We start from the raw sequence: 23,922 nt of genomic DNA on the forward strand, positions 1-23,922 counted from the left end.
ACTGCTCCATCCCGCGTCTGTGTGTCGGCATTCTACAGAGGATCGCCGGGGTGTCAACCTTGAATCTGGATAAATCTGTTCCTGTTCAATCGGTTAGCGCTTTTTCCAGTGCAGGAGACGGGCGCGCAGGGCAGGCGGGACAAGGGTTTCAGCTCTATCGGCCGGTGATTCTCGATTGAGAAAATAAATTCATCGTGGTTTTCCCACAGGCTGAAAAGAACATTCAGACCACTGGTGCTATATACAGGTGTCAGTGAGATACTGCGTTTCCGGCTCGCCATGTTTCCTTTTCTGTCATGACCCAGCGAAAAATCATCCACGTCGACTGTGACTGTTTCTACGCCGCCATCGAGATGCGCGACGACCCGAATCTGGCCGGCAAGCCGCTGGCGGTGGGCGGGTCGGCGGATCGGCGTGGGGTGATTGCTACCTGTAACTATGAAGCACGGGCGTATGGCGTGCGTTCGGCGATGTCATCCGGACATGCCTTGAAGCTGTGCCCCGACCTGACCATCGTCAAGCCGCGCATTGAGGCCTATCGCGAAGCCTCGAAGGAAATCCATACGATCTTTCGCGATTACACCGACCTGATCGAGCCGCTGTCGCTGGATGAGGCCTACCTCGACGTCTCCGACAGCGCGCATTTTGGCGGCAGTGCCACGCGCATCGCGCAGGATATCCGCCGGCGGGTCTCCAATCAGTTGCACATCACCGTGTCTGCAGGCGTGGCGCCGAACAAGTTTCTGGCCAAAATCGCCAGCGACTGGAAGAAGCCCAACGGGTTGTTCGTGATTACCCCGGACCAGGTCGAGGATTTCGTCAGTGGCTTGCCGGTGAGCAAGTTGCACGGCGTCGGCAAAGTCACTGCCGACAAGCTGGGCAAGCTCGGCATCGTCGATTGCCTGCAACTGCGCGAGTGGGACAAGTTGGCGCTGGTGCGCGAATTCGGCAGTTTCGGTGAGCGACTCTGGAGTCTGGCCCGTGGGATCGATGACCGGTTGGTGCATAACGACAGCCGCCGACAGTCAATCAGCGTGGAAAACACCTACGACGTCGATCTGCCGGATCTGCGCAGTTGCCTCGACAAACTGCCGGAGCTGCTGGAAACCCTGAAAACCCGCATGGCGAGGATCGACAGCAGTTATCGACCGGGCAAGCCGTTCGTCAAAGTGAAGTTTCATGACTTTACCCAGACCACACTGGAACAGGCCGGGGCAGGGCGTGATCTGGGCAGTTATCAGTTGATGCTGACGCAGGCGTTCAACCGGGGCGGGAAACCGGTGCGGTTGTTGGGTGTGGGGGTGAGACTTGAGGATTTGCGCGGCGGGTTTGAGCAGATGGAGTTGTTCGAGCGGTAGATTTGTGGTGTCTGTCAGGACCTCTTCGCGAGCAGGCTCGCTCCCACATTAGATTGCATTCCACTGTGGGAGCGAGCCTGCTCGCGAAGCTTTTGCTGTTAATTCGGTCCCGGATCGGCGACCAGGCGCCCCGCATCCTTGGTCAGCGACTTGAGAAATTCCGCCTGCAACTCAGGATCGTTACGCGTCAGTTCAATGAGGCTTTGCTCCAGCTCGCTGGCTTCTTCTTCCAGACCCAGTTCCGACAGACGCTTGACCCGGTGGACCCACTGGCTCACTTCGTCGTCTTCCAGATCGTCGTAAATCAACCCGTGCGCTTCGAGCAACTTGCTGCGCAAATGGCTGCTGATCGCCAGGGATGAGTCGCTGTGCACGTCATCTTTGCCGTCTTCGACGCTGATCTGCAGTTTGCCGATATGATTCAGGTCATTTTCGGCGAACGGACTGTCCAGCAGGTTCAGGCGCAGCACGCCGTTGCGGTCGGTGGTCATGTCGAAGGTCTGCTTGCCGGCCTTGACTTGCACCGGACGCTCGCTCCACGGCAGGCTCGAATACTCCGTGCGCTTGTCGCGCTGGACTTCATCGATACCGGCCAGATTCTGTTGCGCACGACCGTGGGACTGCACGTTCATGAACGGGTTGACCCCGGCAATGCCGTAGTTCAACCAGTCCTTGGTCACGCTGTCCGGCAGGTTGCCCAGAGCGAATACGTTGACCACATTGGCGCCGATACCGGCAACCACGGCCACCGCGCCCAGCGGAATCTCGTAGATTTCGCGCCAGGGTTGGTAAGGCGTGTAGCGATCGTAACGGCGGGTGACCTCAAACTCGGTGACTTCGAAGGTCTTCTGTTCGTTGATTTTCACGCGACGCTGCGGCAGTTCGAGCACCTTAGGCTCACCGACATCGATCTGCAGGCTGTGATCGAGCAGTTTGCGCTCGACCCGCTCTTCGTGCTCGCTGCGCTGTGACATCTGATTGGCACAGCCGCTGACCAGCAGGGCGCCGCACAAGGCGGCGCCACCGAGGCCCAAGGTGTTTCGCTTGAACATGAGGTCTCTATCTGGATTCAGCGGCGGATACGGGCCTGAAGGAAGGACAGCACATCGGCAACCGGCAGCGCTTGCGCTTCGGCCTCGGTGCGGCTCTTGTATTCCAGGTTGCCTTCGGCGAGGCCGCGGTCGCTGACCACGATCCGGTGAGGAATGCCGATCAGCTCCATGTCCGCGAACTTGATGCCCGGGCTGGTTTTCTTGTCGCGATCGTCCAGCAACACTTCGAAACCGGCCGCCGTCAGTTCTGCGTACAGCTTGTCAGTGGCTTCGCGCACCTGCTCGGTTTCATAACGCAGCGGTACCAGAGCGATCTGGAACGGCGCCAGGGTGTCGCTCCAGATGATGCCTTTGTCGTCGTTGTTCTGCTCGATGGCGGCAGCGACCACGCGGGATACGCCGATACCGTAGCAACCCATTTCCAGGGTGACCGGCTTGCCGTTCTCGCCCAGTACTTCGCACTTCATTGCCTTGCTGTACTTGTTGCCCAACTGGAAGATGTGCCCGACTTCGATGCCGCGCTTGATTTCGAGGGTGCCTTTGCCGTCCGGGCTTGGGTCACCGGCCACGACGTTACGCAGGTCGGCAACGGTTGGAACCGGCAGATCGCGCTCCCAGTTCACGCCGAAGTAGTGCTTGTCGTCGATGTTCGCACCGATGCCGAAGTCGCTCATCAGTTCGACCGAGCGGTCGATGATGATCGGCAGCGGCAGGTTCAGCGGGCCGAGGGAACCGGCGCCGGCGCCAATGGCGTCACGCAGTTCGGCATCGGAAGCCATGACCAGCGGACTGGCCACGCCTGGCTGGTTGGCAGCCTTGATTTCGTTCAACTCGTGGTCGCCACGGATGATCAGGGCAATCAGCTTGCCTGGCTCTTCGGCATGGACGATCAGGGTCTTGATGGTCTTTTCAATCGGCAGATTGAATTTTTCCACCAGCGCGGCAATGGTCTTGGTGTCTGGAGTGTCGACCAGGCGCAGCTCTTCGGCCGGCGCTGGACGCGAGGTTTCGCGTGGCACGGCTTCGGCTTTCTCGATGTTCGCCGCGTAGTCGGAACCATTGCTGAAGACGATGTCGTCTTCGCCGGACTCGGCCAGTACGTGGAACTCGTGGGAGCCAGCGCCACCGATCGAGCCGTTGTCGGCTTCAACCGGACGGAATTTCAGGCCCAGACGGGTGAACACGTTGCAGTACGCCTGATGCATGCGGTCGTAGGTGACCTGCAGCGACGCCTGATCGGCGTGGAACGAGTAGGCGTCCTTCATGATGAATTCGCGGCCGCGCATCAAACCGAAGCGTGGGCGGATTTCGTCACGGAATTTGGTCTGGATCTGGTACAGGTTGATTGGCAGCTGTTTGTAGCTGCTCAACTCGTTGCGCATCAGATCGGTGATCACTTCTTCGTGGGTCGGGCCCGCGCAGAAGTCGCGACCGTGGCGGTCTTTGATGCGCAGCAGCTCAGGGCCGTATTCTTCCCAGCGCCCCGATTCCTGCCACAGCTCGGCCGGTTGGGTGCTCGGCATCAACACTTCAAGAGAACCGGCAGCGTTCATTTCTTCGCGAACGATGGCTTCAACCTTGCGCATTACCCGCAAGCCCATCGGCAGCCAGGTGTACAGGCCCGAAGCAAGTTTGCGGATCATGCCGGCGCGCAGCATCAGCTGGTGGCTGACGACGACCGCATCGGAAGGCGTTTCTTTCTGTGTGGCGAGCAAAAATTGACTGGTGCGCATGGTTGGCCGTTGTCGGTTGCTATGACTGGAAATGACGGAGCAGTGTACCGGCGAGATTTGCCGACGTACAGGATTGCGCTCGGCGGTGAGGCTCAACGGCGGGAATCCTCCCGCCGTTGCTGAAATGTCCTACGACTCCTCGACGACGGAGGTTGGTGCAGGCTTTGGCGTTGGCGTCGGGCCCGCACGGCGATTTTCCTGGAACCAGTGCAGGGCGATCAGCAGCAGTGTCGGCACGCCGAGCAGCGCCGTGATCATGAAGAAGCTGTGGTAGCCGAACTTCTCGACCATCACTCCGGAGTAACCACCCATCAGGCGTGGCAGCAACAGCATGATCGAACTGAGCAGGGCGTACTGGGTGGCCGAAAACTTGAGGTTGGTCAGGCTCGACAGATAGGCGACGAACGCCGAGGTCGCAAGCCCGGAACTGAAGTTGTCGAGCGAAATGGTGACCACCAGCATCTTCAGGTTCGGCCCCATATCGGCGAGCATCACGAACAGCAAGTTGGTCGCCGCCGACGCCGCGCCACCGATGAACAGGATCGGCAGGATGCCGAAGCGCACGATCAGCAGGCCGCCCATGCCGGCGCCGACCAGGGTCATGATCAGGCCAAAGATCTTGCTGACGCTGGCGATCTGGTCCTTGGTGAAGCCCTGATCGATATAGAACACGTTGGCCATTACGCCCATCACCGTGTCGGACATCCGGTAGGTGGCGATCAGTCCGAGCAGCAGCAACGCCTGCCAGCGGTAGCGCAGGATGAAGTCGTTTACCGGAGTCAACACTGGCGCCAGGCCGCGACGGCCCATGGTCGACAGGCACAGGCCGGTGAGCAGGGTATAGAGGATCGCGCGCAGGAAAGCGCGGTCTTCGAGCAGCAGGTCGAGCGGACTCATCTGGCCGAACAATACGCTGGCGAAATCGGTGTTGTAGAGCTGGGTGAACATCGCCGGAACCGACACCAGCAACACGATCAGTACGAATACCGAGGCCAGTTGATGCGCGAAGCTGTAGCGGCCGGCCTGCAGCTGCGTGCGCAGTGGCACTGGCGGCTCGCGCATCAGCAGCGAAGTCAGCAGGGCAGGGACCATCAACACGCCGAACAGCGCGTAGGTGCCGGTCCAGGCCGAATGTTGATAGTTGAAACCGGTGGAGCCGAAGCCTTCGGCAAAGAACAGCGCGCCCGCCGTGGCGAGCAGGGCGGCGACGCGGTAGCCGGACATGTAACTGGCAGCCAGCGCGGCCTGGCGGCTGTCGTCGGCGATTTCCAGGCGATAGGCGTCGACCGCAATGTCCTGGGTGGCGGAAGCGAAGGCGACGATGACGGCAATGGCGATCAGCCAGGACAGGTGTTTCTGTGGATCACAGAAGCCCATGCCGATCAGGCCCAGAATCACCAGCGTCTGCGAGAGCACCAGCCACGAACGGCGGCGGCCCAGCTTGCCCAATAAAGGCAGGCGCCATTGGTCGAGCAGCGGTGACCAGACCCATTTGAAGGCGTACGCCAGACCGATCAGGCTGGCGTAGCCGATGGTTTCACGGGCAACGCCGGCCTCACGCAGCCAGACGGAAAGCGTCGAAAACACCAGCATGTACGGCAGGCCGGCAGCAAAACCGAGCAACAACAGCACGAGCGTCGAAGGACTGGCATAGGCGGCGAGCGCGGCGCGCCAGGTTTTACGGGGCATGGGCTGAAGTCTGCCTCAAGATTGCGAAAACAAAGCGCGCACTCTAACCGCTGTGCTCTATCGGACGCCAGCCATGGCGCTGAATATCCACACGATTGTTCAGGACGGTGACGCCTTCAGAACGCAATCGTGCCCGTTGTTCGTCCCCCGAGGGGCTGCCCAGTGGCAGACTGATCCGACCGCCGGCACCCAGTACCCGGTGCCATGGCAGTTTGGTATCGCCGGGTAATTGGCTCAGGGTCCGGCCGACCCAGCGGGCGGCGCGCCCCAACCCTGCGAGTTCAGCTAACTGACCATAGCTGACCACCTTGCCCTCAGGCACTTGGGCAAGGGTGGAATAAAGCGCCGTGCGTCGGATTTGCGCTTCGCTTTCCTCGGGATGATTCGGCTCTTTCACCTGCGCGGTTCCTGAACAATAGTCGTATCGATGGGCTCAAGCGTAATCGCTCGTTGGCCAGATGAGAAATGAACTCAATGGAAATCGCTCGGTCAGTCCTTGTCAGGGTCTTATTCCTACGGATAATGCCGACCTTTTTCGCAAACTTGAGCCCTCGATCCGCTTATGTTGTCCAGAACCTTGCTGTGCCTTGCTGTTTTCAGTGCCTCCACGCCGCTGCTTGCCGATACCGTCTGGTTAAAGAACGGTGACAAGCTGAGCGGTAAGATCTCCGTTTTCGATGGCGGCAAATTGCTGATTCAGACCCAGTATGCGGGTGCGGTCAGCATCGACTGGAAAGAGGTCAAGACCCTGCAAAGCGATCAGGAACTGCTGGTCAAACAGGATGCCTACAACGGTGAAAAAGCCAAGTCGCTGACCGCTGCCGATGACGGCAAGGTCACCCTGGCCAACGGCGAGGCGCCGAAGACCGTCGAGCTGGCGAGCATTCAGCAGATTCTCAAACCCAAACCGGTGGTCGAGGATCTGGTATGGAAAGGCAATATAGGCCTGGCGATGGATTATCAACGGGCGGAAAAGGACACCGACGACTACGACATCGACTTCAAGACCACCGCGCGTCATGGCCGCTGGCGGCACACCGCCGAGGGCGAATACAACCGCGAGGTGCAGGACGAGCAGGTCACCACCAATAACTGGCGCGCCGAATACGCACTTGACCGCTTCCTCACCGACAAATGGTTCTGGCAGGGCCGTCTGAACTACAAGCGCGACTACGTTGAAGAGCTGTCGCGTCAGCGTGTGGTCGGTACCGGTCCGGGTTACCAGTTCTGGGACGACGAGCTGGGCGCGTTCTCGCTCGGTTCGCTGCTCAACCGCACCGATTACGAGTACAGCGATGGCGGCAAGGACAACTTCTATTCGGTCGCCATGAAGTGGGATTACAACCGTTACCTTATCGGCAAAAAAGTCGAGTTCTTCACCAATGGCGAACTGGGCAAGCCGCTGTCTGACGTAGCCAACTATGCGCTCGATGCCGAGATGGGCTTGCGCTACAAGGTCACCGACTGGGCCTCGCTCAATCTCAAGGCCGAACGCGACATCATCAGTGGTACCAAGGATGCGGACTTGAACAAAACCCGCTACACCGCAGGGTTTGGCGTGGCCTGGTAAGGCAAGTCGAAAAAAAGCAGCCGTGAGGGCTGCTTTTTTGTGGCCGTTAAAAAACACACGCCCACAAAAAAGCCCCGCTTTGAGGGCGGGGCTCTTTTCTAAAGAAGCTACAAGTTAGATAACTTGTACTTCTTCAGCTTGCATGCCTTTCTGACCGCGGGTAGCGATGAAAGAAACCTGTTGGCCTTCTTTCAGGCTTTTGAAGCCGTCGGATTGGATAGCTTTGAAGTGAACGAACAGGTCGTCACCGGATTGTGGAGTGATGAAGCCGAAGCCTTTTTCATCGTTGAACCACTTAACGGTACCGGTTTGGCGATTAGACATGGTGTAACTCCTTGAACAAAGATAACTGCGACTCAGGAAGAACCCTGGCCGAGACTGAGTGCAAAGAGCAGGAAAAATTCTTGTAGATGGTTGGATCGAAATTCAACATATCGTGTAGAGATTCTCAGTGACACAAGCAACACAGTGGCGCCACCTTAACCCTTTTTCCGGAACGTGCCAATGTTTCTTGCGAAGGTTTCTCTGTTTTAGGGATCGACGGTGTGACGGTTCGTCGCCAGGGCCTGTATTTCCAGGGTGTTCGGCGAGAATTGCAGCGCGGACTTTGAACCCGGCGGCGCGCCCGGTAAGATGCCGGACAGATTTTTTCCACCTCGCTATTCAGGACACCCGCCATGAGCATCAAATCGGACAAGTGGATTCGCCGCATGGCGCAGGAACACGGCATGATCGAGCCCTTCGTCGAGCGCCAGGTGCGCGGCAGCGACGACAGCCGTGTGATCTCCTACGGTGTGTCGAGCTATGGCTACGATGTACGCTGCACCAATCATTTCAAGGTGTTCACCAACATCAATTCGGCGATCGTCGATCCGAAAAACTTCGACGCCGGCAGCTTTGTCGACATCCACAGCGACGTCTGCATCATCCCGCCGAACTCCTTCGCCCTGGCCAGCACCGTCGAATACTTCCGCATTCCGCGCAACGTATTGACCATCTGCCTGGGTAAAAGCACCTACGCGCGCTGCGGTATCATCGTTAACGTCACCCCGCTCGAGCCTGAGTGGGAAGGCCACGTGACCCTGGAATTCTCCAACACCACCAACCTGCCGGCGAAAATCTACGCTAACGAGGGCGTGGCGCAGATGCTGTTCCTCGAATCCGACGAGCAATGCGAAGTTTCGTACAAGGATCGCGGCGGCAAATATCAGGGCCAGCGTGGCGTGACCCTGCCGCGTACCTGATCCATCCGGCAGTTCGCGGGAATTCTTTGGCGGGCAGACACTCTATGGGGTGTACTGCCCGTTTTTGCTTCTGGCAAAGCGGGCCTTCGCCGAGGAGGTTGCATGAAGATCGATCCGCATATCACCGCCCAACTGGCAAGGCTTGAGCCCAATCAGGTTGGCGTTTTGGCCTGGTCATTGTTGGCACACCCGGCTTTCCATATGGCAGGCGGCATTCCCGGTCAGCCTGATCCCGACACCCCTAACGAACAACCGACCGAACCCGGCGAGCCGACGCTGCCGGACGAGCCGCCACCCGCGCCAGTGGCCTGAGTCGCTACTCCATGAATGGCCAGTCGGCTGAGGTTTGCCCAAGACCTCAACTGACGGGCCATATTTCATTGTCGCCGATGACGAAAATCCTGCACTGAGCGTCTTTCTCGACCTGATAACCACCGGTAAAGGCACCAAAGGCCGGCAGCAGGCTCAATCGCTCACCCAGTCGAAAACATGCCAGGCGCAAACGCTGCCGCCCCTTGCCGTTGAGCCGATAGACCGGATGCACATGCCCGGCCAGCACGTGTCGTTCGGGATGCGGGGCGGGTTCGTGTTGCAGGGCAAACGGCCCGAGCAGCATCGGTTCCGGAACCACCCGGATATTCAGCGCCGTCGGTGGATCCCCGGCACGTTTGTCGTGGTTGCCGCGAATCAGCGTCATCGGCAGATCCGCGTGCCGTGCACGCCATTCGGCCAAGGCATTCAGCGTACCCGTCGCATGCGAACCGGGGCCGTGCAGAAAGTCACCGAGGAAAATCAGCTGCCTACAGGGCAGTCTGGCCAGCAAGCGGTCGAGCACTTCGATATTCGCCGTCGTGGTGCCTTGTGGTACCGGCTGGCCGAGGCTGCGATAGGCCGCGGCCTTGCCGAAATGCACATCGGCGATCAGCAGTGCTTGCTGCGCCGGCCAGTACAGGGCCTTTTCCGGCAGCAGCCAGAGTTCTTCACCGGCCAGGCGCACTGGATACGCTGCACTCATGAGGCTTGACCCTTGTCGGCGGATTTCTCCAGATCGCCGACCATGCGCCGGATGCGGTCAGCGAGTTTTTCCGAACTCATGCTTTCGCGCATGCGCTCCACCAGCAACGGAAAGCCTAGCGGTGTAGGACGTTTGATCAGGTGCATGTCCAGTTTCATCCGGTTGATCCGCTCCAATGTCTGTTCCAGACGACGAATATCCAGTTCTTCGCGCAGGACTTCTTCCCCGGCCTGGGCCAGCAGCAGGTTGTCGGCGTCGTACTGCTTGAACACCTCGAAGAACAATCCGCTGGAGGCCTGTACCTGTCGGGTACTTTTCGGCGCGCCGGGATAACCGGCGAACACCAGCCCGGCGATCCGCGCGATCTCGCGAAAACGCCGCAACGCCAACTCCCCGGCATTGAGGCTGGCCAGCACGTCGCGCAGCAGATGCTCGGGGCTGAGCAGCGCCGCATCGAATTGCTCGAACCAATCGACCGGCGTGGCGCTGAGCAACTCCAGCCCGTAATCATTCACCGCAATCGAGAACGTCAGCGGCTGGCGCTGACTCACGCGCCACGCCAACAGGCTGGCGAGCCCCAGATGCACCTGGCGCCCGGCAAACGGATAAAGGAAAAGGTGCCAGCCTTCACGGGATTTCAGCGCTTCGGCCAACAGACTGTCGGAGGTGGGCAGACCCGACCAGCGCGCCTGGGTTTGCAGCAACGGTTGCAGCGCCTGCATTTCCGGGCCGGCGAACTCACCGCGCGCTGCCGCCGTGAAGCGGCTGACCACAGCGGCGGCCAATTCGTTGGAAAGCGGCATCCGCCCGCCATTCCAGCGCGGCACGGCGGCTTTTTTCGCGGTGCTGCGTTTGACGTACGCGGTCATGTTCTCCACCCGCACCAACTCCAGCAGGCGCCCGGCAAAGAGAAAGCCGTCGCCCGGTTTCAGCCGCGCGATAAAACCTTCCTCGACGCTGCCCAACTGCTTGCCGCCGCCACCCTTGCTCCAGAATTTCAGATTAATGCTCGCGTCGCTGACGATGGTGCCGATGCTCATGCGATGACGGCGTGCCAATCGCGCATCGGGTACCCGCCAGACGCCGTGTTCATCCGGTTCGACCCGGCGGTAATCCGGATAGGCCGTCAGAGAAAGCCCGCCGTGACGTACGAAAGCCAGCGCCCAGGCCCAATCTGCCAGTGTCAGATCACGATAAGCCCAGGCACCACGCACTTCTTCGTACAGTTCTTCGGGAATAAAGCCACCGCCCAGCGCCATGCTGACCAGATGCTGCACCAGCACATCCAGCGGTTTGTGCGGCGACAGACGCGGTTCGATGAGTCGTTGCTCCACCGCGTCACCTGCGGCGGCGGCTTCGATCAGTTCCAGGCTGTGGGTCGGCACCAGCGTCACGCGCGAGGTGCGCCCCGGCGCGTGACCGGAGCGCCCGGCGCGTTGCATCAGCCGCGCTACGCCTTTGGCCGAGCCGATCTGCAGGACCCGTTCCACCGGTAAAAAGTCCACGCCCAGATCCAGGCTCGAGGTGCAGACCACGGCTTTCAAATTCCCGTCCTTCAAGGCTTGCTCGACCCAGTCGCGGGTCTCGCGGGACAGTGAACTGTGGTGCAGCGCGATCAGCCCGGCCCAGTCCGGCCGCGCTTCGAGCAACGCCTGATACCAGATTTCCGACTGCGCGCGGGTGTTGGTGAACACCAGGCTGCTGGCGCAGGCGTCCAGTTCGGCAACAACCTGCGGCAGCATCTTCAGACCGATGTGCCCGGCCCAGGGAAAACGCTCGATGGCCGGTGGGATCAAGGTGTCGACCTTGAGTGATTTTTCGCTCTGGCCCTGCACGCTGATCCCGCCGCCCTGTGGGATCAGCACCTGTTCGGCGTGGGCTTGATTGCCGAGGGTGGCGGACACGCCCCAGACGATCAGCTCGGGTTGCCAATGGCGCAGACGGGCGAGGGCCAGTTGCAGTTGTACGCCGCGTTTGTTGCCGAGCAGTTCGTGCCATTCATCGACAACGATCATCCGCAGGCTCGACAACGCAGTCCTGGCGTCGGCACGGGCGAGCAGCAGGGTCAGGCTTTCCGGGGTGGTGATCAGCGTGGTCGGCAGGCGCCGGCCCTGACGCGCACGTTCGGCGCTGCTGGTGTCGCCGGTGCGCAGACCGATGCTCCACGGAATCTGCAAATCGCTGACTGGCGCTTGCAGGGCGCGTGCGGTGTCGGCGGCGAGGGCACGCATCGGCGTGATCCACAGCACGGTCAACGGCTCGTTCTGGGATTTGCGTTTGCTGGTCGTTGCAGTTGGCGGCAGAAGGCGGGCGAAGCGGTTGAGCGCGGCGAACCACACCGCATAGGTTTTACCGGCGCCGGTGCTGGCATGGAGCAACCCCGACTGACCTTTTTTAACGGCGGCCCACACCTGCTTTTGAAAGGCGAACGGCTGCCAGTTGCGTGCGCTGAACCAGGTTTTTGCGAGGTCGGTGGAGGTGGGCATACCGGCGGCGTGCGCTCTGAAAGTGTTCCTTCAGTGACCGCGCCGTTGCGGGACAAGTTTAATTTTGTGCGATTACCTACACCATTGTGGGAGCGGGCTTGCTCGCGAAAGCGGTGTGCCAGTTAGAACAGTTTTGACTGACACACCGCTTTCGCGAGCAAGCCCGCTCCCACAGGTTTTTATCTGCGTCTGTTACTTGAGGTTCCCGCTGAGGAACTGCTTCAGCCGTTCGCTCTTCGGGTTGCCCAGCACGTCTTCCGGCGCGCCTTCTTCTTCCACCAGCCCTTGATGCAGAAACAACACCTGGCTGGAGACCTTGCGGGCGAAACTCATTTCATGGGTCACCATGATCATCGTCCGACCTTCTTCAGCCAGACCCTGAATCACCCGCAACACCTCACCCACCAGCTCCGGGTCGAGTGCCGAGGTCGGTTCGTCGAACAGCATCACTTCCGGCTCCATCGCCAGCGCCCGGGCAATCGCCACCCGCTGTTGCTGGCCGCCAGAGAGAAACGCCGGGTACTGATCGGCAACACGCGCCGGCAGGCCCACTTTATTTAGATAACGGCGGGCGCGGACTTCAGCTTCCTGCTTGCTGCAACCCAGCACCCGGCGCGGGGCCATGGTGATGTTTTCCAGCACGGTCATGTGGCTCCACAGGTTGAAGTGCTGGAACACCATGGCCAGTCGCGTGCGCAGGCGTTGCAGTTCATTCGGGTCGGCGACGTGCATGCCGTGGCGGTCGGTGACCATGCGGATCGCCTGGCCATCGAGGCTCATGGCGCCGTCGTTGGGTTGTTCGAGGAAGTTGATGCAGCGCAAAAAGGTGCTTTTGCCCGAGCCGCTGGCGCCGATCAGGCTGATCACGTCGCCGGTTTTGGCCTTGAGCGAAACGCCTTTGAGTACCTGATGGTCGCCATAGCTTTTGTGCAGACCTTCAACAGTCAATTTGTACATGGGACAGACATCCTCAAGGCGAAAGTAGATAGCCGCTGCGATAGGCTTCGGCGCCCGCCACGTGGGCGATCACCATACCGGCAGTAGCCATGCGCCGCAGCGAGCGGGCGTACAGCAGGCCGGCGGCAGTGCAATGAATGGGGGTGACCCGGTCGTGGATCGGGTCGATGATTTCGGCAATCTGTTGCCCGGCTTGCAGGTATTGCCCGGCCGTGGCGGTGTACACCAGCAAGCCGCCCACCGGCGTGGTCACCGGTTCGACGCCGGCCAGCGGTGTGGCGGGGAACGGCAGGGGCGGCTGCGGCTTGGTCTCGCCGACGATCGCATCGAACTGGATCAGGTAATCGATCAAGGCCTGGCAGTCACGACTGGCCATTGGGTGATTGACGTCACCCTGGCCGCGCAACTCCACGGTCACCGAAAAACTGCCCAGCGGAATCTCGAAGTGTTCGCCAAAGCGCTCCTGCAGTTGCCACCACAACAGGGTGAAGCATTCGTCGAATGACTGGCCGCCGGAATCGGTGGCCAGCAGACTGGCCTGAGCTTCGATGTAACGCGCCAGCGGCTCGACCTGCGGCCACGCTTCGGGCGTGGTGTAGAGATGAACCACGGATTCGAAATCGCAGTGCAGATCCAGCACCATGTCGGCATCGCACGCTAGCCGTTGCAAGGTCAGGCGCTGGGAGTGCAGTTGTGTGCCGGGCGTTTGACGGGCGAGGGCGTTGCGCAGGCTGGCGCGGATCAGCTCAAGGTTGCGCTGCGGGTCGTCGCCCAGTTTGCCCTCGATGTCGTTGCCGATTTCTTCGCTGAGGTCGACGAACCAGCGATTGAAGTTCTGCCCGCTCTCCATCTCGTACCGGCCCAGCGGCACGTCCATCAGCACTTGTTCGAGGCCGACCGGGTTGGCCACCGGCACCAGCACAATCTGGCTGCGCAGGCGCCCGGCGGCTTCCAGCTCCGCCAGTCGCTGCTTGAGGTGCCAGGCCACGAGCATGCCGGGCATTTCGTCGGCATGCAGCGAGGACTGGATGTAGATCTTGCCTTGGGCCTGCTCCGGGCCGAAGTGGAAGCTGTGGATCTGTCGTGCGGTCCCCGGCACCGGGGCCAACAGGTCATGGATCTGGTGTCGCATTACAGGTTTTCCTAGTGGGTCGGCCCGAGGAATGCCAGCCATCGGCGTTCGGCGAGGCGGAACAGGCCGACCAGCGCGAAGGTAATGGTCAGGTAGATCAGCGCGGCGATGCCGAACGACTGAAAGGTCAGGTAGGTCGCCGAGTTGGCGTCCCGCGCAACTTTCAGGATGTCGGGGATGGTCGCGGTGAAGGCCACGGTGGTCGAGTGCAGCATCAGGATCACTTCGTTGCTGTAATACGGCAACGACCGGCGCAGCGCCGACGGCATGATCACGTAGGCGTACAGCTTCCAGCCGGTCAGGCCGTAGGCCTTGGCCGCTTCGACTTCGCCATGGTTCATGCTGCGGATCGCCCCGGCGAAAATCTCCGTGGTGTAGGCGCAGGTGTTCAGGGCGAACGCGAGGATCGTGCAGTTCATCGCATCGCGAAAGAAACTGTCGAGCAACGGCTGCGCGCGCACGGCGGCCAGGCTGTAGATCCCGGTGTAGCAGATCAGCAACTGGATGTAGAGCGGCGTGCCACGGAACAGGTAGGTGTAGAACTGCACCGGCCAGCGCACATAGAAATGCGAAGACACACGGGCGATCGACAACGGGATCGACACCAGAAAGCCAATGAAGATCGAGGCGCTGAGCAGCCACAGGGTCATCGCCAGACCGGTGATGTTGGTGCCGTCGGTATAAAGGAAGGGTTTCCAGTATTCCTGCAGGAGTTCGATCATCGTACGGCCTCCCGGGCACCGGCGGCGTAGCGACGCTCAAGCCAGCGCAGGATGACGTTGGATGCACTGGTGATCAGCAGATAGATCAAGGCGGCGAGTACCAGGAAGTAGAACAGTTGATAGGTGCTTTTACCGGCGTCCTGCGCGGCTTTGACCAGATCCGCCAGACCGATGATCGACACCAGTGCGGTGGCCTTGAGCATCACCATCCAGTTGTTGCCGATGCCCGGCAAGGCGAAGCGCATCATTTGCGGGAACACCACAAAGCGAAAACGCTGGCCACGCTTGAGGCCGTAGGCGGTGGCCGCTTCGACCTGACCGCGTGGTACGGCGAGGATCGCCCCACGGAAGGTTTCGGTGAAATACGCGCCATAGATGAAGCCCAGGGTGATCACCCCGGCGGTAAAGGAGTCGATCTCGATGTAGTCCCACTCCATGACGTCGGTCAGGGCGGTCAGCCAGGTTTGCAGGCTGTAGAAAATCAACAGCATCAGCACCAGATCCGGCACCCCACGAATCAGCGTGGTGTAGAGCTGGGCAGGCAGGCGCAACAGTTTGGATTTCGACAGTTTGGCACTGGCGCCCAAGAGGCCGAGCAACACGGCCACCAGCAGCGACAACGCCGACAATTTGATGGTCATCCAGGTGCCTTCCAACAGCAACGGACCGAAGCCCTTGAGGCTGAAGGCGGAGAGCCCCAGATTTTGTAAGAGGTTTTCGAACATAAATCAGCAACCTGAGCGGATGGAAAAGGCGCCCATCGACTGATGGGCGCCAGGGCATTATTTACCGCTGTACAGATTCAGATCGCCAAAGTGTTTCTTTTGAATCTCGGCGTATTTGCCGTCATCGTGTAACGCTTTGATACCTTTATCTAAAAGCGCCTTCAGCTCTTTGTTACCTTTCTTAATACCGACAGCGGTTTTGGCTGGCAGCAGTTCGCTGTCAACTGGCTTGCTGACTTCGTAGTTGGCGCCATCCGGCGACTTCAAAAAGCCCAGTTCGGCTTGCAGCATGTCCTGGATCGAGGCGTCGAGACGGCCGTTTTTCAGGTCGGCGTAGACCTGATCCTGGTTGGCGTACGCCTGGATTTTTACCCCGGCCTTTTCCAATACGGCCTTGGCGTAGGCTTCCTGGATGGTGCCTTGCTCGTAACCCACAGACTTGCCCTTGAGGGAAGCGACGTCATCGCTCAGGCCGGAGCCCTTCTTGAACACGTAGGAAGTCGGGCCGGAGAACAGCTCGCTGGAGAAGTCGATCGCCTTTTCACGGGCCGGGGTCACGGTCATCGACGAGATCACACCGTCGAATTTGTTGGCGTTGAGGCCCGGAATCATGCCGTCGAAGTCGCTTTCAACCCATTTGCACTTGACCTTCAGCTCGGCGCAGATCGCGTTGCCCAGGTCGATGTCGAAGCCCACCAGGCTGCCGTCGGCCGCTTTCGACTCGAACGGTGCGTAGGAAGGATCAACGCCAAAACGCAGCTCTTTGTATTCCTTGGCCAGCGCGGAGCCGGCAGCCATGCACAACGCCAGTGCAGAAAGGGTCAGCAATGCTTTTTTCATTATTCAATCCCTAAGAACCAATATGAGCGCTTGTGGCGCAGAATTATTGTTACTGGAACGCGTACGACCTATAGAAAGTAGCAATTTCCGAACCAGAGTCCCGAACAAGTGTTTTAAAAGGTTGGGGGAGGGAGGAGGGAGAGGGATTGGTGCACGGGAATGGGCGGCTGTTGAAGGCTGCACCAAGTTGGGTCGATGCACGCATTTTTAAGTGATTCAGAATACTTGTAGAGAGGGGATTTATCCCCGATCGGCTGCGCAGCAGTCGCAAATCCGGTACACGCGGTTTACTGAAAGAATGATGGGGGGCCGCTTCGCGGCCCATCGGGGATAAATCCCCTCACCACAAGATCTCCTCACCAGAAAATCCACTCACTACAGGATGTTCATTCAGGATGATTGGAGGTTTGTCCCCGGAAACCGGGTCAGGCCAGCAAATCCTGCAACGTTGCCAGGCTATCGGCCTCATCCACCGTCTTGTCCTGCCGCCAGCGCAGCATCCTTGGAAAACGCACGGCGATCCCGCTCTTGTGCCGCCGCGACAGGGCGATGCCTTCGAAACCCAGTTCGAACACCAGACTCGGCTTGACGCTGCTGACCGGGCCGAACTTTTCCACGGTGGTCTTGCGCACGATGCTGTCGACCTGGCGCATTTCCTCGTCGGTCAGCCCCGAATAGGCCTTGGCGAACGGCACCAGCGCTCGCTGACTGGACTCGGGCGGGCCGTCCCACACGGCGAAGGTGTAATCGCTGTACAGGCTGGCGCGCCGGCCATGTCCGCGCTGGGCGTAGATCAACACCGCATCGACGCTGAATGGGTCGACCTTCCACTTCCACCACACGCCCATGTCCTTGGTCCGGCCTACGCCATACAGGGCGTCGCGGGCCTTGAGCATCATGCCCTCGACACCGAGGCGCCGTGAGGCTTCACGCTGGCGGGCGAGATCGAACCAGTCGCTGCCGGTCAGAATCGGCGAGGCCAGTAACACCGGGTTGTTACCGTGAGCGATGACCTGCTCCAGTTGCGCGCGTCGTTCGGCCTGCGGACGGTTGCGCCAGTCTTCGCCTTGCCACTCCAGCAAATCGTAGGCAAGCACCACCACCGGCACTTCTTCGAGGATTTTCTTGTCGAGGGTTTTACGCCCGATGCGTTGCTGCAGCAGCGCGAACGGTTGCACCGCCGGCGGTGCGCTCGATTGCGGATCGAAAGCGTCTTTGGTGCTCGGATGAGTGCTTTTCCAGACCACGATCTCTCCGTCGATTACCGTGCCGTCGGGTAACGCGTGGACCAGTGTGTCGAATTCGGGGAAACGCTCGGTGACCAGTTCTTCACCCCGCGACCAGACCCACAGCCGACCCTCGCGCTTGACCACCTGCGCGCGGATGCCATCCCACTTCCATTCCACTTGCCAGTTGCTCGCCGGCCCCAGCAGCGCTTCAAACTCCTCGACCGGTTGCGACAAGGCATGCGCGAGGAAAAACGGGTAGGGCTGGCCGCCACGTTGCGCATGTTCGTCGGCGGATTCCGGCGCGATCAGTTTCAGGTAGCTGGTCGCGTTCGGCCGGTTCGACAGGTCGGTGTAACCCACCAGGCGCTGCGCCACGCGTTTGCTGTCGAGGCCGGCCATCGACGCCAGAGCGCGGGTGACCAGCAGTTTCGACACGCCGACGCGGAAACTGCCGGTGATCAGCTTGATGCACAGCATCAGGCTCGGCCGATCCAGTTGCGCCCACAGCGCGGGCAGGTGGCGGGCGAGGTACTCCGGGGTTTCACCGCGCAGTGGCAGCAGCTTGTCTTCAATCCATTCGGCAAGGCCGGCCTCGGAGCTGTGCGAATTTTCCGGCAGCACCAGGGAAATGGTTTCCGCCAGATCGCCAACGGATTGATAACTTTCCTCGAACAGCCATGGTTGCAGTCCCGAGACTTCCACCGCCAGTTCGCGCAGGATGCGCACCGGCACCAGTTGCCGCGGGCGTCCACCGGACAGAAAGTACACCGCCCATGCCGCGTCCTGTGGTGCTGCTTGAGCGAAGTAGGTTTGCATCGCCGCCAGTTTGGCATTGCTTGACGTGGTGGCGTCGAGTTCGGCGTACAGCTCGGCGAAAGCTTTCATGCTTGCACCTCGGCGATAACCGGCTCGGCGCCAATGTTCTCCTCTTCATCGTCGCCGTATTCGGTGTTGAAACCCTGCGCGTCCAGGCCTTGTTCGCGCAGATGCCGGACCAGCACACCGATCGAGCCGTGTGTGACCATCACCCGTTCGGCGCCGGTCTGTTCGATGGCCCAGAGCAGGCCCGGCCAGTCGGCGTGATCCGACAGCACGAAACCGCGATCCACACCGCGCCGCCGGCGGGTGCCGCGCAGGCGCATCCAGCCGCTGGCAAAGGCGTCGCTGAAGTCGCCGAAACGGCGCATCCAAGTGCTGCCACCGGCCGAGGGCGGGGCGATCACCAGCGCCTGACGCATGATCGGGTCGGATTTTTTGATGTCGCCGGCGTAGATCGTCGGCGGCAGGTACACGCCGGCCTCGCGGTAGACCCGGTTCAGTGGCTCGACGGCACCGTGACTGAGGATCGGGCCGAGGCTGGCGTCGATGCCGTGCAGGATCCGCTGAGCCTTGCCGAACGAATAACAAAACAGCACGCTGGCCTTGCCCGCCGCGATGTTCGCCTGCCACCACTGGTTGATCTCGCTGAACACCTGCGCCTGTGGCTGCCAGCGGTAGATCGGCAGGCCGAAAGTCGATTCGGTGATGAAAGTGTGGCAGCGCACCGGTTCGAACGGCGCGCAGGTGCCATCGGGTTCGATCTTGTAATCGCCGGACGCGACCCAGACTTCGCCGCCGTATTCCAGACGTACCTGGGCCGAACCGAGCACGTGCCCGGCGGGATGGAAACTCAAGGTCACGCCGTGATGGGTCAGCCGCTGGCCGTAGGCGAGGGTTTGCAGGTTGATGTCCTGACCCAGACGCGCACGCAAAATCCCTTCGCTGGCGCTGCTGGCAAGGTAGTGCTGATTGCCGTTACGGGCGTGATCGCCGTGGGCATGGGTGATCACCGAGCGCTCGACCGGGCGCCACGGATCAATGTAGAAATCCCCGGCAGGGCAATACAAACCTTCGGGGCGGGCGATAACAAGGTCCATGTCGTTACCAGAATGGGGGGCTTGTTAGCTATGAGGTTGGCGCGAGTCCGGAAGTTCTATCGATTATTTTAGAGTCGCTACAAAACCAATGTGGGAGCGGGCTTGCTCGCGAATGCAGTGTGTCAGGCGATACAAAATCGCCTGACACGACGCCTTCGCGAGCAAGCCCGCTCCCACAGGGAGATTGCGTTTATTTGCCGGGGGTCAGGGTCAAACGCGTCTTGCCATACACCCGGTCAAAGTTCTGCGGCTGCATCGGCAAGCCGATGTACTGACCCTTGAGCCAAGCGTCGATGCCGTTGAGGTAATTCGGGCTGGCCGGGTTACCGGACTGGCCGGTGCCGTTCTGCCCCATCAGCGGTTCGCTCTGGCTGAAGTCGACGATGAAACGCATCGACGGCGCACGCGTGGTGCTGAAGTCCTGACCCCAGGCAAACGCCGCGGTATTGAGCGTGGTGTGATCGCCGCCGGCTGCCAGCGGGCCGCGAACGGTCTGGCCATTGGCGTTTTTCCACGTGTAGCTGTGCAGTTTGCCCCACTGCCAGGCCTTGCGGTCGCCGCCCAACTGACTGTCGCCAGCGTTGATCGCGGCGGCCAGACTGCGCGCCAGAATCACGGCTTTGTCTTCTTTCTGCGGTGTACGCAAGTCATCCCAGAACGGGCTGTCTTCGCGCCCGAGCAGGTGATCGGCCTGCGCCGCGTAGGACAAGTCGCCATTGGCAACAAAGGCTTTCCACGCCGGGCTCGACTCCGGGCCGAGCTCATCGAGGAAGATCTGCTTCATGCTTTCTTGCAGGAACAGTTCATAGATCGCCGCATCCGCCGAGGTCGGGTTGAGCTTGCCGTCGAACGCCATCAACCGGGTGAAGGCCTCGCGCGCCTTGCTGCGATCGGCTTCCGGCAGGGCGTCGATCGCCTGTTTCAGCGGCTGCTTCATGCCCGGCGCTTCAAACATTTTCTTCAGCTTGGCAGCGAAGGTGGTGGTCTGGTCGTACTGCATAGCGATCACGCTGCGACCGTCCTGTTTGCCGCTGTTGGCCAGTTCCGCCAAGCGCTCACCGCGCTCCGGCGCCGCCCACGAGTTGGACAACTGCATGCCGTAGCCGTGAGGAATGACCCGCTGGTTGGCGGTGCCGAGCCAGCCCTGGGTCGGGTCCTGATCGTACGGGTGCAACATCGGGTCGGCGTAACCGTCCCAGTCGTAACGACCTTCCCACCCCGGCGATGGCAGCAAACCTTCGCCTTCGCGACGGTTGGGGAAACGCCCGGTGACCTGCCAGCCGATGTTGCTGGCGTCGGCGAATACCATGTTCAGGGCGATGGCGCGGATCTCGCGACTGGCGTCTGACGCGCGTTCAACGTTCTGCGCGCGGGTCAGGTCAAAAAATGCGTCCAGTGATTTGTCGTCGGTGAAGCTCGGGGTTTGCAGGGCCAGGCCAAAACCGTTGCCCTGTATGGCCTGAGCACTGTTGAGCAGCGCGCCGTGGCGGGTTTCGTACACCGCTTCGCGAATTGGTCGCTGGCCTTTGACGAAATAGGTTTCGTTGCGCACGCCCAGCGGCTGCCATTTGCCATTGACCTCATAGGTCAGGCTGTTGCCCTGACGGCGGATTTTTTCCAGGAACAGGTCCTGATTGTCGCCGAGCACGCTGGTGGCGCTCCACGCGACTTTGCCGTTGAAGCCACCGAGGACCATCGGCAAACCGGCAACGGTGACACCGGCAGCCTGATACTTCGGCGCGCGGATCTGCACGAAGGTCCACAGCGACGGTGCCGCCAGTGGGCCGTGGCTGTCACTGGCGAGAATGCTTTTGCCGCTGCGGCTGCGTTGCGGGGCGATGGCCCAGTTGTTCGAGGTGCTGGCGCCGAGCAGATTCACCGCCGCCAGTTGTTGGCTGGCGTTGCTCAGCTCCGTCAGGCCGGGAATCTGCCCGTTGAGCTTGAGGCCTTGCAGCTTGTCAGCCTCGGCCAGTGGCAGGTTTTCATCCGGTGCGGACGGGGTCAGCCAGGCGAGTTTGTCGCTGCTCACGGTTTGCGCCAGCACCAGCGAGGCAATCTCTTCCGGCAGGTTGGCCGACTGGCTGAAGTTCAGCAACGCGAACATCAGTGCCGAATCTTCCGGTTTCCAGTATTCCGGCTTGTAGCCACTGGCGGCGAGATCGCCCGGCAGTTTGTCGGCGTAGCGGAACAGGTAGGCGTTGACGCCCCGCGCATAGACTTCGAAGAAACGCTTGAGGCGTGGCGACGAGGCCTTGTACAGCTCGTCGGCGCTTTTCTTCAGGTTGACCGCGCGCATGTAGCGGTCGGCGTCGAGCATCGAGGCGCCGGACATTTCCGCCAGACGCCCCTGGGCCAGCAGGCGCAGGGTGACCATTTGGTTGATGCGGTCGCTGGCATGCACGTAACCGAGGGTGAACAGCGCGTCGTGGAAGCTGTTGCTTTCGATCAACGGCATGCCCATGGCATTGCGTCGTACCGAGACGTTCTGTGCCAGACCCTTGAGCGGTTGCACGCCGGAGGTGGGAGGAACGGTGTCCTGCGCGTTCCAGGTCTGGCAACCGGACAGGCTCAAGACACCGGTCACTGCTGCGGCAACGCCGAACCGGGGTAGAAAATGTGTAAGGGCTGGCGAGGCCATGGCAAAGCTCCTGCGGGGGTGTAGAGGCTGGGGGCGCAATAAAGCCGCTACGTTAGTGAGCAGGAGATGGCCGCGCAAGCGGGGCGAGTGGTTATTTCTTGCCATTGATCGATGATTGTCTGATGGCTTGCTTATTTGCAGGGGTGGGTGATGAGGTGCGGGAATCAAATGACTCTCGTGAGAAGACGCCATGGAGCTCAAGGCCAACGCTGCACTGATCATCATCGACCAGCAACAAGGCATTCTGCAGCCGCGCCTGGGGCGGCGGAATAATCCGCAGGCTGAAGAGCGCATGCTCGATTTACTGAGGGCGTGGCGCAGTAGCGGGCGGCCGGTGATTCATGTGCAGCATCTGTCGCGTGAACCGGATTCGGTGTTCTGGCCCGGGCAGTCAGGGGTGGAATTTCAGCAGCGATTCATGCCGCAGGACGGTGAATGGCTGATCCAGAAACAGGTACCGGATGCGTTTTGTGCCACGGGGCTGGAAGCGCAGCTGCGTGAGGCGGGGATCGGGCAATTGATCATTGTTGGTGTAGCGACCAACAACTCGGTGGAATCCACAGCGCGCACGGCGGGCAATCTGGGGTTTGAGACGTGGGTGGCGGAGAATGCGTGTTTCACCTTCGACAAGGCCGATTATTTCGGCACACCGCGTTCAGCCGAAGAAGTGCACGGGATGTCGCTGGGGAATTTGCAGGGGGAGTATGCGACGGTGGTCAGCGCTGCGCAGATTCTGGCGGCTGTCTGAACATTTTGGGGGTGAATGTACCGGCCCATTCGCGAGCAAGCCCGCTCCCACAGTCGACTGCGTTCAGTCAGCGGGAACGCGGTCAACTGTGGGAGCGGGCTTGCTCGCGAAGGCAATGTGTCAGGCGAAGAATATCTTCACCTGAAGCATCAAGCGCCGTGGCACTTCTTGAATTTCTTGCCGTTGCCGCATGGGCAAGGGTCGTTGCGGCCGACGTCTTTCAGGGCGTTGCGCACCGGTTCCTGGTGGGCGTGGCCGCAGTTCGGGCCGTGGACATGGCCATGGTCGTGATCGTGATGATGGTCATGATCGTGGTTGCAGTCAGGGCCATGGACATGAGGTTGCTGAGTCATCGGTTGTGCTCCGGAATTAAATCGGCGGGGATTATCACGCCATTGCGCTCCAGGTGCACGTAGTGGGCGATGAATAAACCGGTTTCCATCTCGCCCTGCAATCGATAGGGCACCTGCTGGTGCTGACTTTTCAGCATTTTCACCACGTCCTTGACCCGCGGCCACAGGTTGGTGCGAATCGGTATCCGATAGAACGCGCTGCTTTTCGGCCCTACCGTGATCCAGTGTTCATGCTCGCCTTCGGCCAGCAACAGGTCTGCCAGATGAATGCGATATTCCATGCCGCGCACGGTCAGGTCGCTGTCGTTGGGGTTGTCGATGCGAAAGTGCAGGATGAATTTCTGTTCGAGCAGCTTGGCCCGCACCACCTCGACTTTTACCAGGTGCACGGCGGGGTCGACGCTGTCGTCGCTGAACCATGAGGCGCAACCGCCGAGGTTCAGGATCAGCATCAATAACAAGCCATGCAGTGTGCGACAGTGACCGAGCATCGAAAAAACTCCCTTTGTGCCCAG

General features: G+C 60.5%; 22 protein-coding genes and 1 tRNA gene (1 of these 23 cut by a window edge). 5 read left to right on the forward strand and 18 right to left on the reverse strand.

Going from position 1 to position 23,922, the window contains the following annotated elements; genetic code table 11:
• A tRNA-Met gene (locus AC3WMV_RS01895) sits at positions 1–16 on the reverse strand (it extends 161 nt beyond the left edge of the window).
• Between the two features lie 280 nt (positions 17–296).
• Between AC3WMV_RS01895 and dinB the strand changes: the two genes are divergently transcribed.
• Entirely contained in the window at positions 297–1,358 is a 1,062-nt protein-coding gene (dinB, locus tag AC3WMV_RS01900) for a DNA polymerase IV (protein ID WP_103367811.1), read from the forward strand.
• A gap of 98 nt (positions 1,359–1,456) precedes the next feature.
• On the opposite strand, the gene AC3WMV_RS01905 is transcribed toward dinB, so the two are convergent.
• The 4 genes from AC3WMV_RS01905 to AC3WMV_RS01920 form a co-directional block, all read right to left on the reverse strand.
• A complete protein-coding gene (locus AC3WMV_RS01905) occupies positions 1,457–2,410 on the reverse strand; it encodes a hypothetical protein (protein ID WP_027614341.1) in 954 nt (317 codons plus the stop codon).
• A gap of 17 nt (positions 2,411–2,427) precedes the next feature.
• Positions 2,428–4,143: a proline--tRNA ligase gene (locus AC3WMV_RS01910; RefSeq protein WP_041070725.1), complete on the reverse strand. Its 1,716-nt coding sequence runs from the start codon at positions 4,141–4,143 to the stop codon at positions 2,428–2,430.
• 129 nt (positions 4,144–4,272) lie between these two features.
• Complete coding sequence (locus AC3WMV_RS01915) at positions 4,273–5,832, reverse strand: AmpG family muropeptide MFS transporter (protein WP_097086529.1); 1,560 nt, start codon at positions 5,830–5,832, stop codon at positions 4,273–4,275.
• Positions 5,833–5,875: 43 nt separating this feature from the next.
• Positions 5,876–6,229, reverse strand: a complete 354-nt coding sequence (locus AC3WMV_RS01920; protein WP_098967536.1) for an MGMT family protein — start codon at positions 6,227–6,229, stop codon at positions 5,876–5,878.
• Between the two features lie 165 nt (positions 6,230–6,394).
• Here AC3WMV_RS01920 and AC3WMV_RS01925 point away from each other — a divergent pair, with 165 nt between their 5' ends.
• Positions 6,395–7,402 (forward strand): DUF481 domain-containing protein, encoded by a 1,008-nt coding sequence (locus AC3WMV_RS01925; protein WP_027614345.1) that lies wholly within the window; start codon positions 6,395–6,397, stop codon positions 7,400–7,402.
• 114 nt (positions 7,403–7,516) lie between these two features.
• Here the strand turns inward: AC3WMV_RS01925 and AC3WMV_RS01930 are convergent, their stop codons facing one another.
• Positions 7,517–7,726: a cold-shock protein gene (locus AC3WMV_RS01930; RefSeq protein ID WP_002554837.1), complete on the reverse strand. Its 210-nt coding sequence runs from the start codon at positions 7,724–7,726 to the stop codon at positions 7,517–7,519.
• A gap of 353 nt (positions 7,727–8,079) precedes the next feature.
• On the opposite strand from AC3WMV_RS01930, the gene dcd reads away from it, so the two are divergent.
• Both dcd and AC3WMV_RS01940 read left to right on the forward strand, forming a co-directional pair.
• The gene (gene dcd / locus AC3WMV_RS01935; RefSeq protein ID WP_003222308.1) at positions 8,080–8,646 is read left to right on the forward strand and encodes a dCTP deaminase; all 567 of its coding nucleotides are present in this window, start codon (positions 8,080–8,082) and stop codon (positions 8,644–8,646) included.
• Between the two features lie 102 nt (positions 8,647–8,748).
• Positions 8,749–8,958 carry a hypothetical protein gene (locus AC3WMV_RS01940; RefSeq protein WP_027614346.1) on the forward strand — a complete coding sequence of 70 codons (210 nt, stop codon included), beginning with the start codon at positions 8,749–8,751 and terminating at the stop codon, positions 8,956–8,958.
• A gap of 46 nt (positions 8,959–9,004) precedes the next feature.
• On the opposite strand, the gene pdeM is transcribed toward AC3WMV_RS01940, so the two are convergent.
• From pdeM to AC3WMV_RS01990, 10 genes are all read right to left on the reverse strand, one after another.
• On the reverse strand, positions 9,005–9,661 hold the full coding sequence (gene pdeM / locus AC3WMV_RS01945; protein ID WP_027614347.1) for a ligase-associated DNA damage response endonuclease PdeM: 657 nt from the start codon (positions 9,659–9,661) through the stop codon (positions 9,005–9,007).
• Positions 9,658–12,147 (reverse strand): ligase-associated DNA damage response DEXH box helicase, encoded by a 2,490-nt coding sequence (locus tag AC3WMV_RS01950; protein ID WP_103367809.1) that lies wholly within the window; start codon positions 12,145–12,147, stop codon positions 9,658–9,660. Before AC3WMV_RS01950 ends, pdeM begins: the two co-directional genes overlap by 4 nt.
• Before the next feature lie 192 nt (positions 12,148–12,339).
• Entirely contained in the window at positions 12,340–13,104 is a 765-nt protein-coding gene (locus tag AC3WMV_RS01955) for an ABC transporter ATP-binding protein (protein WP_103369638.1), read from the reverse strand.
• Between the two features lie 13 nt (positions 13,105–13,117).
• A complete protein-coding gene (locus AC3WMV_RS01960) occupies positions 13,118–14,236 on the reverse strand; it encodes a succinylglutamate desuccinylase/aspartoacylase family protein (protein ID WP_103369637.1) in 1,119 nt (372 codons plus the stop codon).
• Positions 14,237–14,247: 11 nt separating this feature from the next.
• The gene (locus AC3WMV_RS01965) at positions 14,248–14,958 is read right to left on the reverse strand and encodes an ABC transporter permease (protein ID WP_097086541.1); all 711 of its coding nucleotides are present in this window, start codon (positions 14,956–14,958) and stop codon (positions 14,248–14,250) included.
• On the reverse strand, positions 14,955–15,683 hold the full coding sequence (locus AC3WMV_RS01970) for an ABC transporter permease (protein ID WP_003222319.1): 729 nt from the start codon (positions 15,681–15,683) through the stop codon (positions 14,955–14,957). Before AC3WMV_RS01970 ends, AC3WMV_RS01965 begins: the two co-directional genes overlap by 4 nt.
• 57 nt (positions 15,684–15,740) lie before the next feature.
• Positions 15,741–16,523 (reverse strand): transporter substrate-binding domain-containing protein, encoded by a 783-nt coding sequence (locus tag AC3WMV_RS01975; RefSeq protein ID WP_003222321.1) that lies wholly within the window; start codon positions 16,521–16,523, stop codon positions 15,741–15,743.
• A gap of 425 nt (positions 16,524–16,948) precedes the next feature.
• Positions 16,949–18,637 carry an ATP-dependent DNA ligase gene (locus AC3WMV_RS01980; protein WP_103369636.1) on the reverse strand — a complete coding sequence of 563 codons (1,689 nt, stop codon included), beginning with the start codon at positions 18,635–18,637 and terminating at the stop codon, positions 16,949–16,951.
• Entirely contained in the window at positions 18,634–19,668 is a 1,035-nt protein-coding gene (locus tag AC3WMV_RS01985; protein WP_098967542.1) for a ligase-associated DNA damage response exonuclease, read from the reverse strand. Before AC3WMV_RS01985 ends, AC3WMV_RS01980 begins: the two co-directional genes overlap by 4 nt.
• A 190-nt stretch (positions 19,669–19,858) precedes the next feature.
• Entirely contained in the window at positions 19,859–22,306 is a 2,448-nt protein-coding gene (locus AC3WMV_RS01990; RefSeq protein ID WP_103369635.1) for a penicillin acylase family protein, read from the reverse strand.
• A gap of 190 nt (positions 22,307–22,496) precedes the next feature.
• Here AC3WMV_RS01990 and AC3WMV_RS01995 point away from each other — a divergent pair, with 190 nt between their 5' ends.
• Positions 22,497–23,054, forward strand: coding sequence for a cysteine hydrolase family protein (locus tag AC3WMV_RS01995; RefSeq protein WP_103369634.1), 558 nt, complete (start codon positions 22,497–22,499; stop codon positions 23,052–23,054).
• Between the two features lie 149 nt (positions 23,055–23,203).
• On the opposite strand, the gene AC3WMV_RS02000 is transcribed toward AC3WMV_RS01995, so the two are convergent.
• A complete protein-coding gene (locus AC3WMV_RS02000) occupies positions 23,204–23,407 on the reverse strand; it encodes an SEC-C metal-binding domain-containing protein (RefSeq protein ID WP_003198420.1) in 204 nt (67 codons plus the stop codon).
• Positions 23,404–23,898 carry an LEA/WHy family protein gene (locus AC3WMV_RS02005; RefSeq protein ID WP_027614355.1) on the reverse strand — a complete coding sequence of 165 codons (495 nt, stop codon included), beginning with the start codon at positions 23,896–23,898 and terminating at the stop codon, positions 23,404–23,406. Before AC3WMV_RS02005 ends, AC3WMV_RS02000 begins: the two co-directional genes overlap by 4 nt.
• Positions 23,899–23,922 lie beyond the last annotated feature (24 nt).

Source organism: Pseudomonas sp. FW305-3-2-15-E-TSA4 (genome assembly GCF_058787295.1).

Coding starts and splice junctions, on each gene's coding strand:
- AC3WMV_RS01955 (WP_103369638.1), bottom strand. CDS start 13,104: ATGTACAAATTGACTGTTGAAGGTCTGCACAAAAGCTATGGCGACCAT.
- pdeM (WP_027614347.1), bottom strand. CDS start 9,661: ATGAGTGCAGCGTATCCAGTGCGCCTGGCCGGTGAAGAACTCTGGCTG.
- AC3WMV_RS01975 (WP_003222321.1), bottom strand. CDS start 16,523: ATGAAAAAAGCATTGCTGACCCTTTCTGCACTGGCGTTGTGCATGGCT.
- AC3WMV_RS01940 (WP_027614346.1), top strand. CDS start 8,749: ATGAAGATCGATCCGCATATCACCGCCCAACTGGCAAGGCTTGAGCCC.
- AC3WMV_RS01910 (WP_041070725.1), bottom strand. CDS start 4,143: ATGCGCACCAGTCAATTTTTGCTCGCCACACAGAAAGAAACGCCTTCC.
- AC3WMV_RS01970 (WP_003222319.1), bottom strand. CDS start 15,683: ATGTTCGAAAACCTCTTACAAAATCTGGGGCTCTCCGCCTTCAGCCTC.
- AC3WMV_RS01925 (WP_027614345.1), top strand. CDS start 6,395: ATGTTGTCCAGAACCTTGCTGTGCCTTGCTGTTTTCAGTGCCTCCACG.
- dcd (WP_003222308.1), top strand. CDS start 8,080: ATGAGCATCAAATCGGACAAGTGGATTCGCCGCATGGCGCAGGAACAC.
- AC3WMV_RS02000 (WP_003198420.1), bottom strand. CDS start 23,407: ATGACTCAGCAACCTCATGTCCATGGCCCTGACTGCAACCACGATCAT.
- AC3WMV_RS01985 (WP_098967542.1), bottom strand. CDS start 19,668: ATGGACCTTGTTATCGCCCGCCCCGAAGGTTTGTATTGCCCTGCCGGG.
- AC3WMV_RS01915 (WP_097086529.1), bottom strand. CDS start 5,832: ATGCCCCGTAAAACCTGGCGCGCCGCGCTCGCCGCCTATGCCAGTCCT.
- AC3WMV_RS02005 (WP_027614355.1), bottom strand. CDS start 23,898: ATGCTCGGTCACTGTCGCACACTGCATGGCTTGTTATTGATGCTGATC.
- AC3WMV_RS01980 (WP_103369636.1), bottom strand. CDS start 18,637: ATGAAAGCTTTCGCCGAGCTGTACGCCGAACTCGACGCCACCACGTCA.
- dinB (WP_103367811.1), top strand. CDS start 297: ATGACCCAGCGAAAAATCATCCACGTCGACTGTGACTGTTTCTACGCC.
- AC3WMV_RS01960 (WP_103369637.1), bottom strand. CDS start 14,236: ATGCGACACCAGATCCATGACCTGTTGGCCCCGGTGCCGGGGACCGCA.
- AC3WMV_RS01905 (WP_027614341.1), bottom strand. CDS start 2,410: ATGTTCAAGCGAAACACCTTGGGCCTCGGTGGCGCCGCCTTGTGCGGC.
- AC3WMV_RS01930 (WP_002554837.1), bottom strand. CDS start 7,726: ATGTCTAATCGCCAAACCGGTACCGTTAAGTGGTTCAACGATGAAAAA.
- AC3WMV_RS01965 (WP_097086541.1), bottom strand. CDS start 14,958: ATGATCGAACTCCTGCAGGAATACTGGAAACCCTTCCTTTATACCGAC.
- AC3WMV_RS01990 (WP_103369635.1), bottom strand. CDS start 22,306: ATGGCCTCGCCAGCCCTTACACATTTTCTACCCCGGTTCGGCGTTGCC.
- AC3WMV_RS01995 (WP_103369634.1), top strand. CDS start 22,497: ATGGAGCTCAAGGCCAACGCTGCACTGATCATCATCGACCAGCAACAA.
- AC3WMV_RS01950 (WP_103367809.1), bottom strand. CDS start 12,147: ATGCCCACCTCCACCGACCTCGCAAAAACCTGGTTCAGCGCACGCAAC.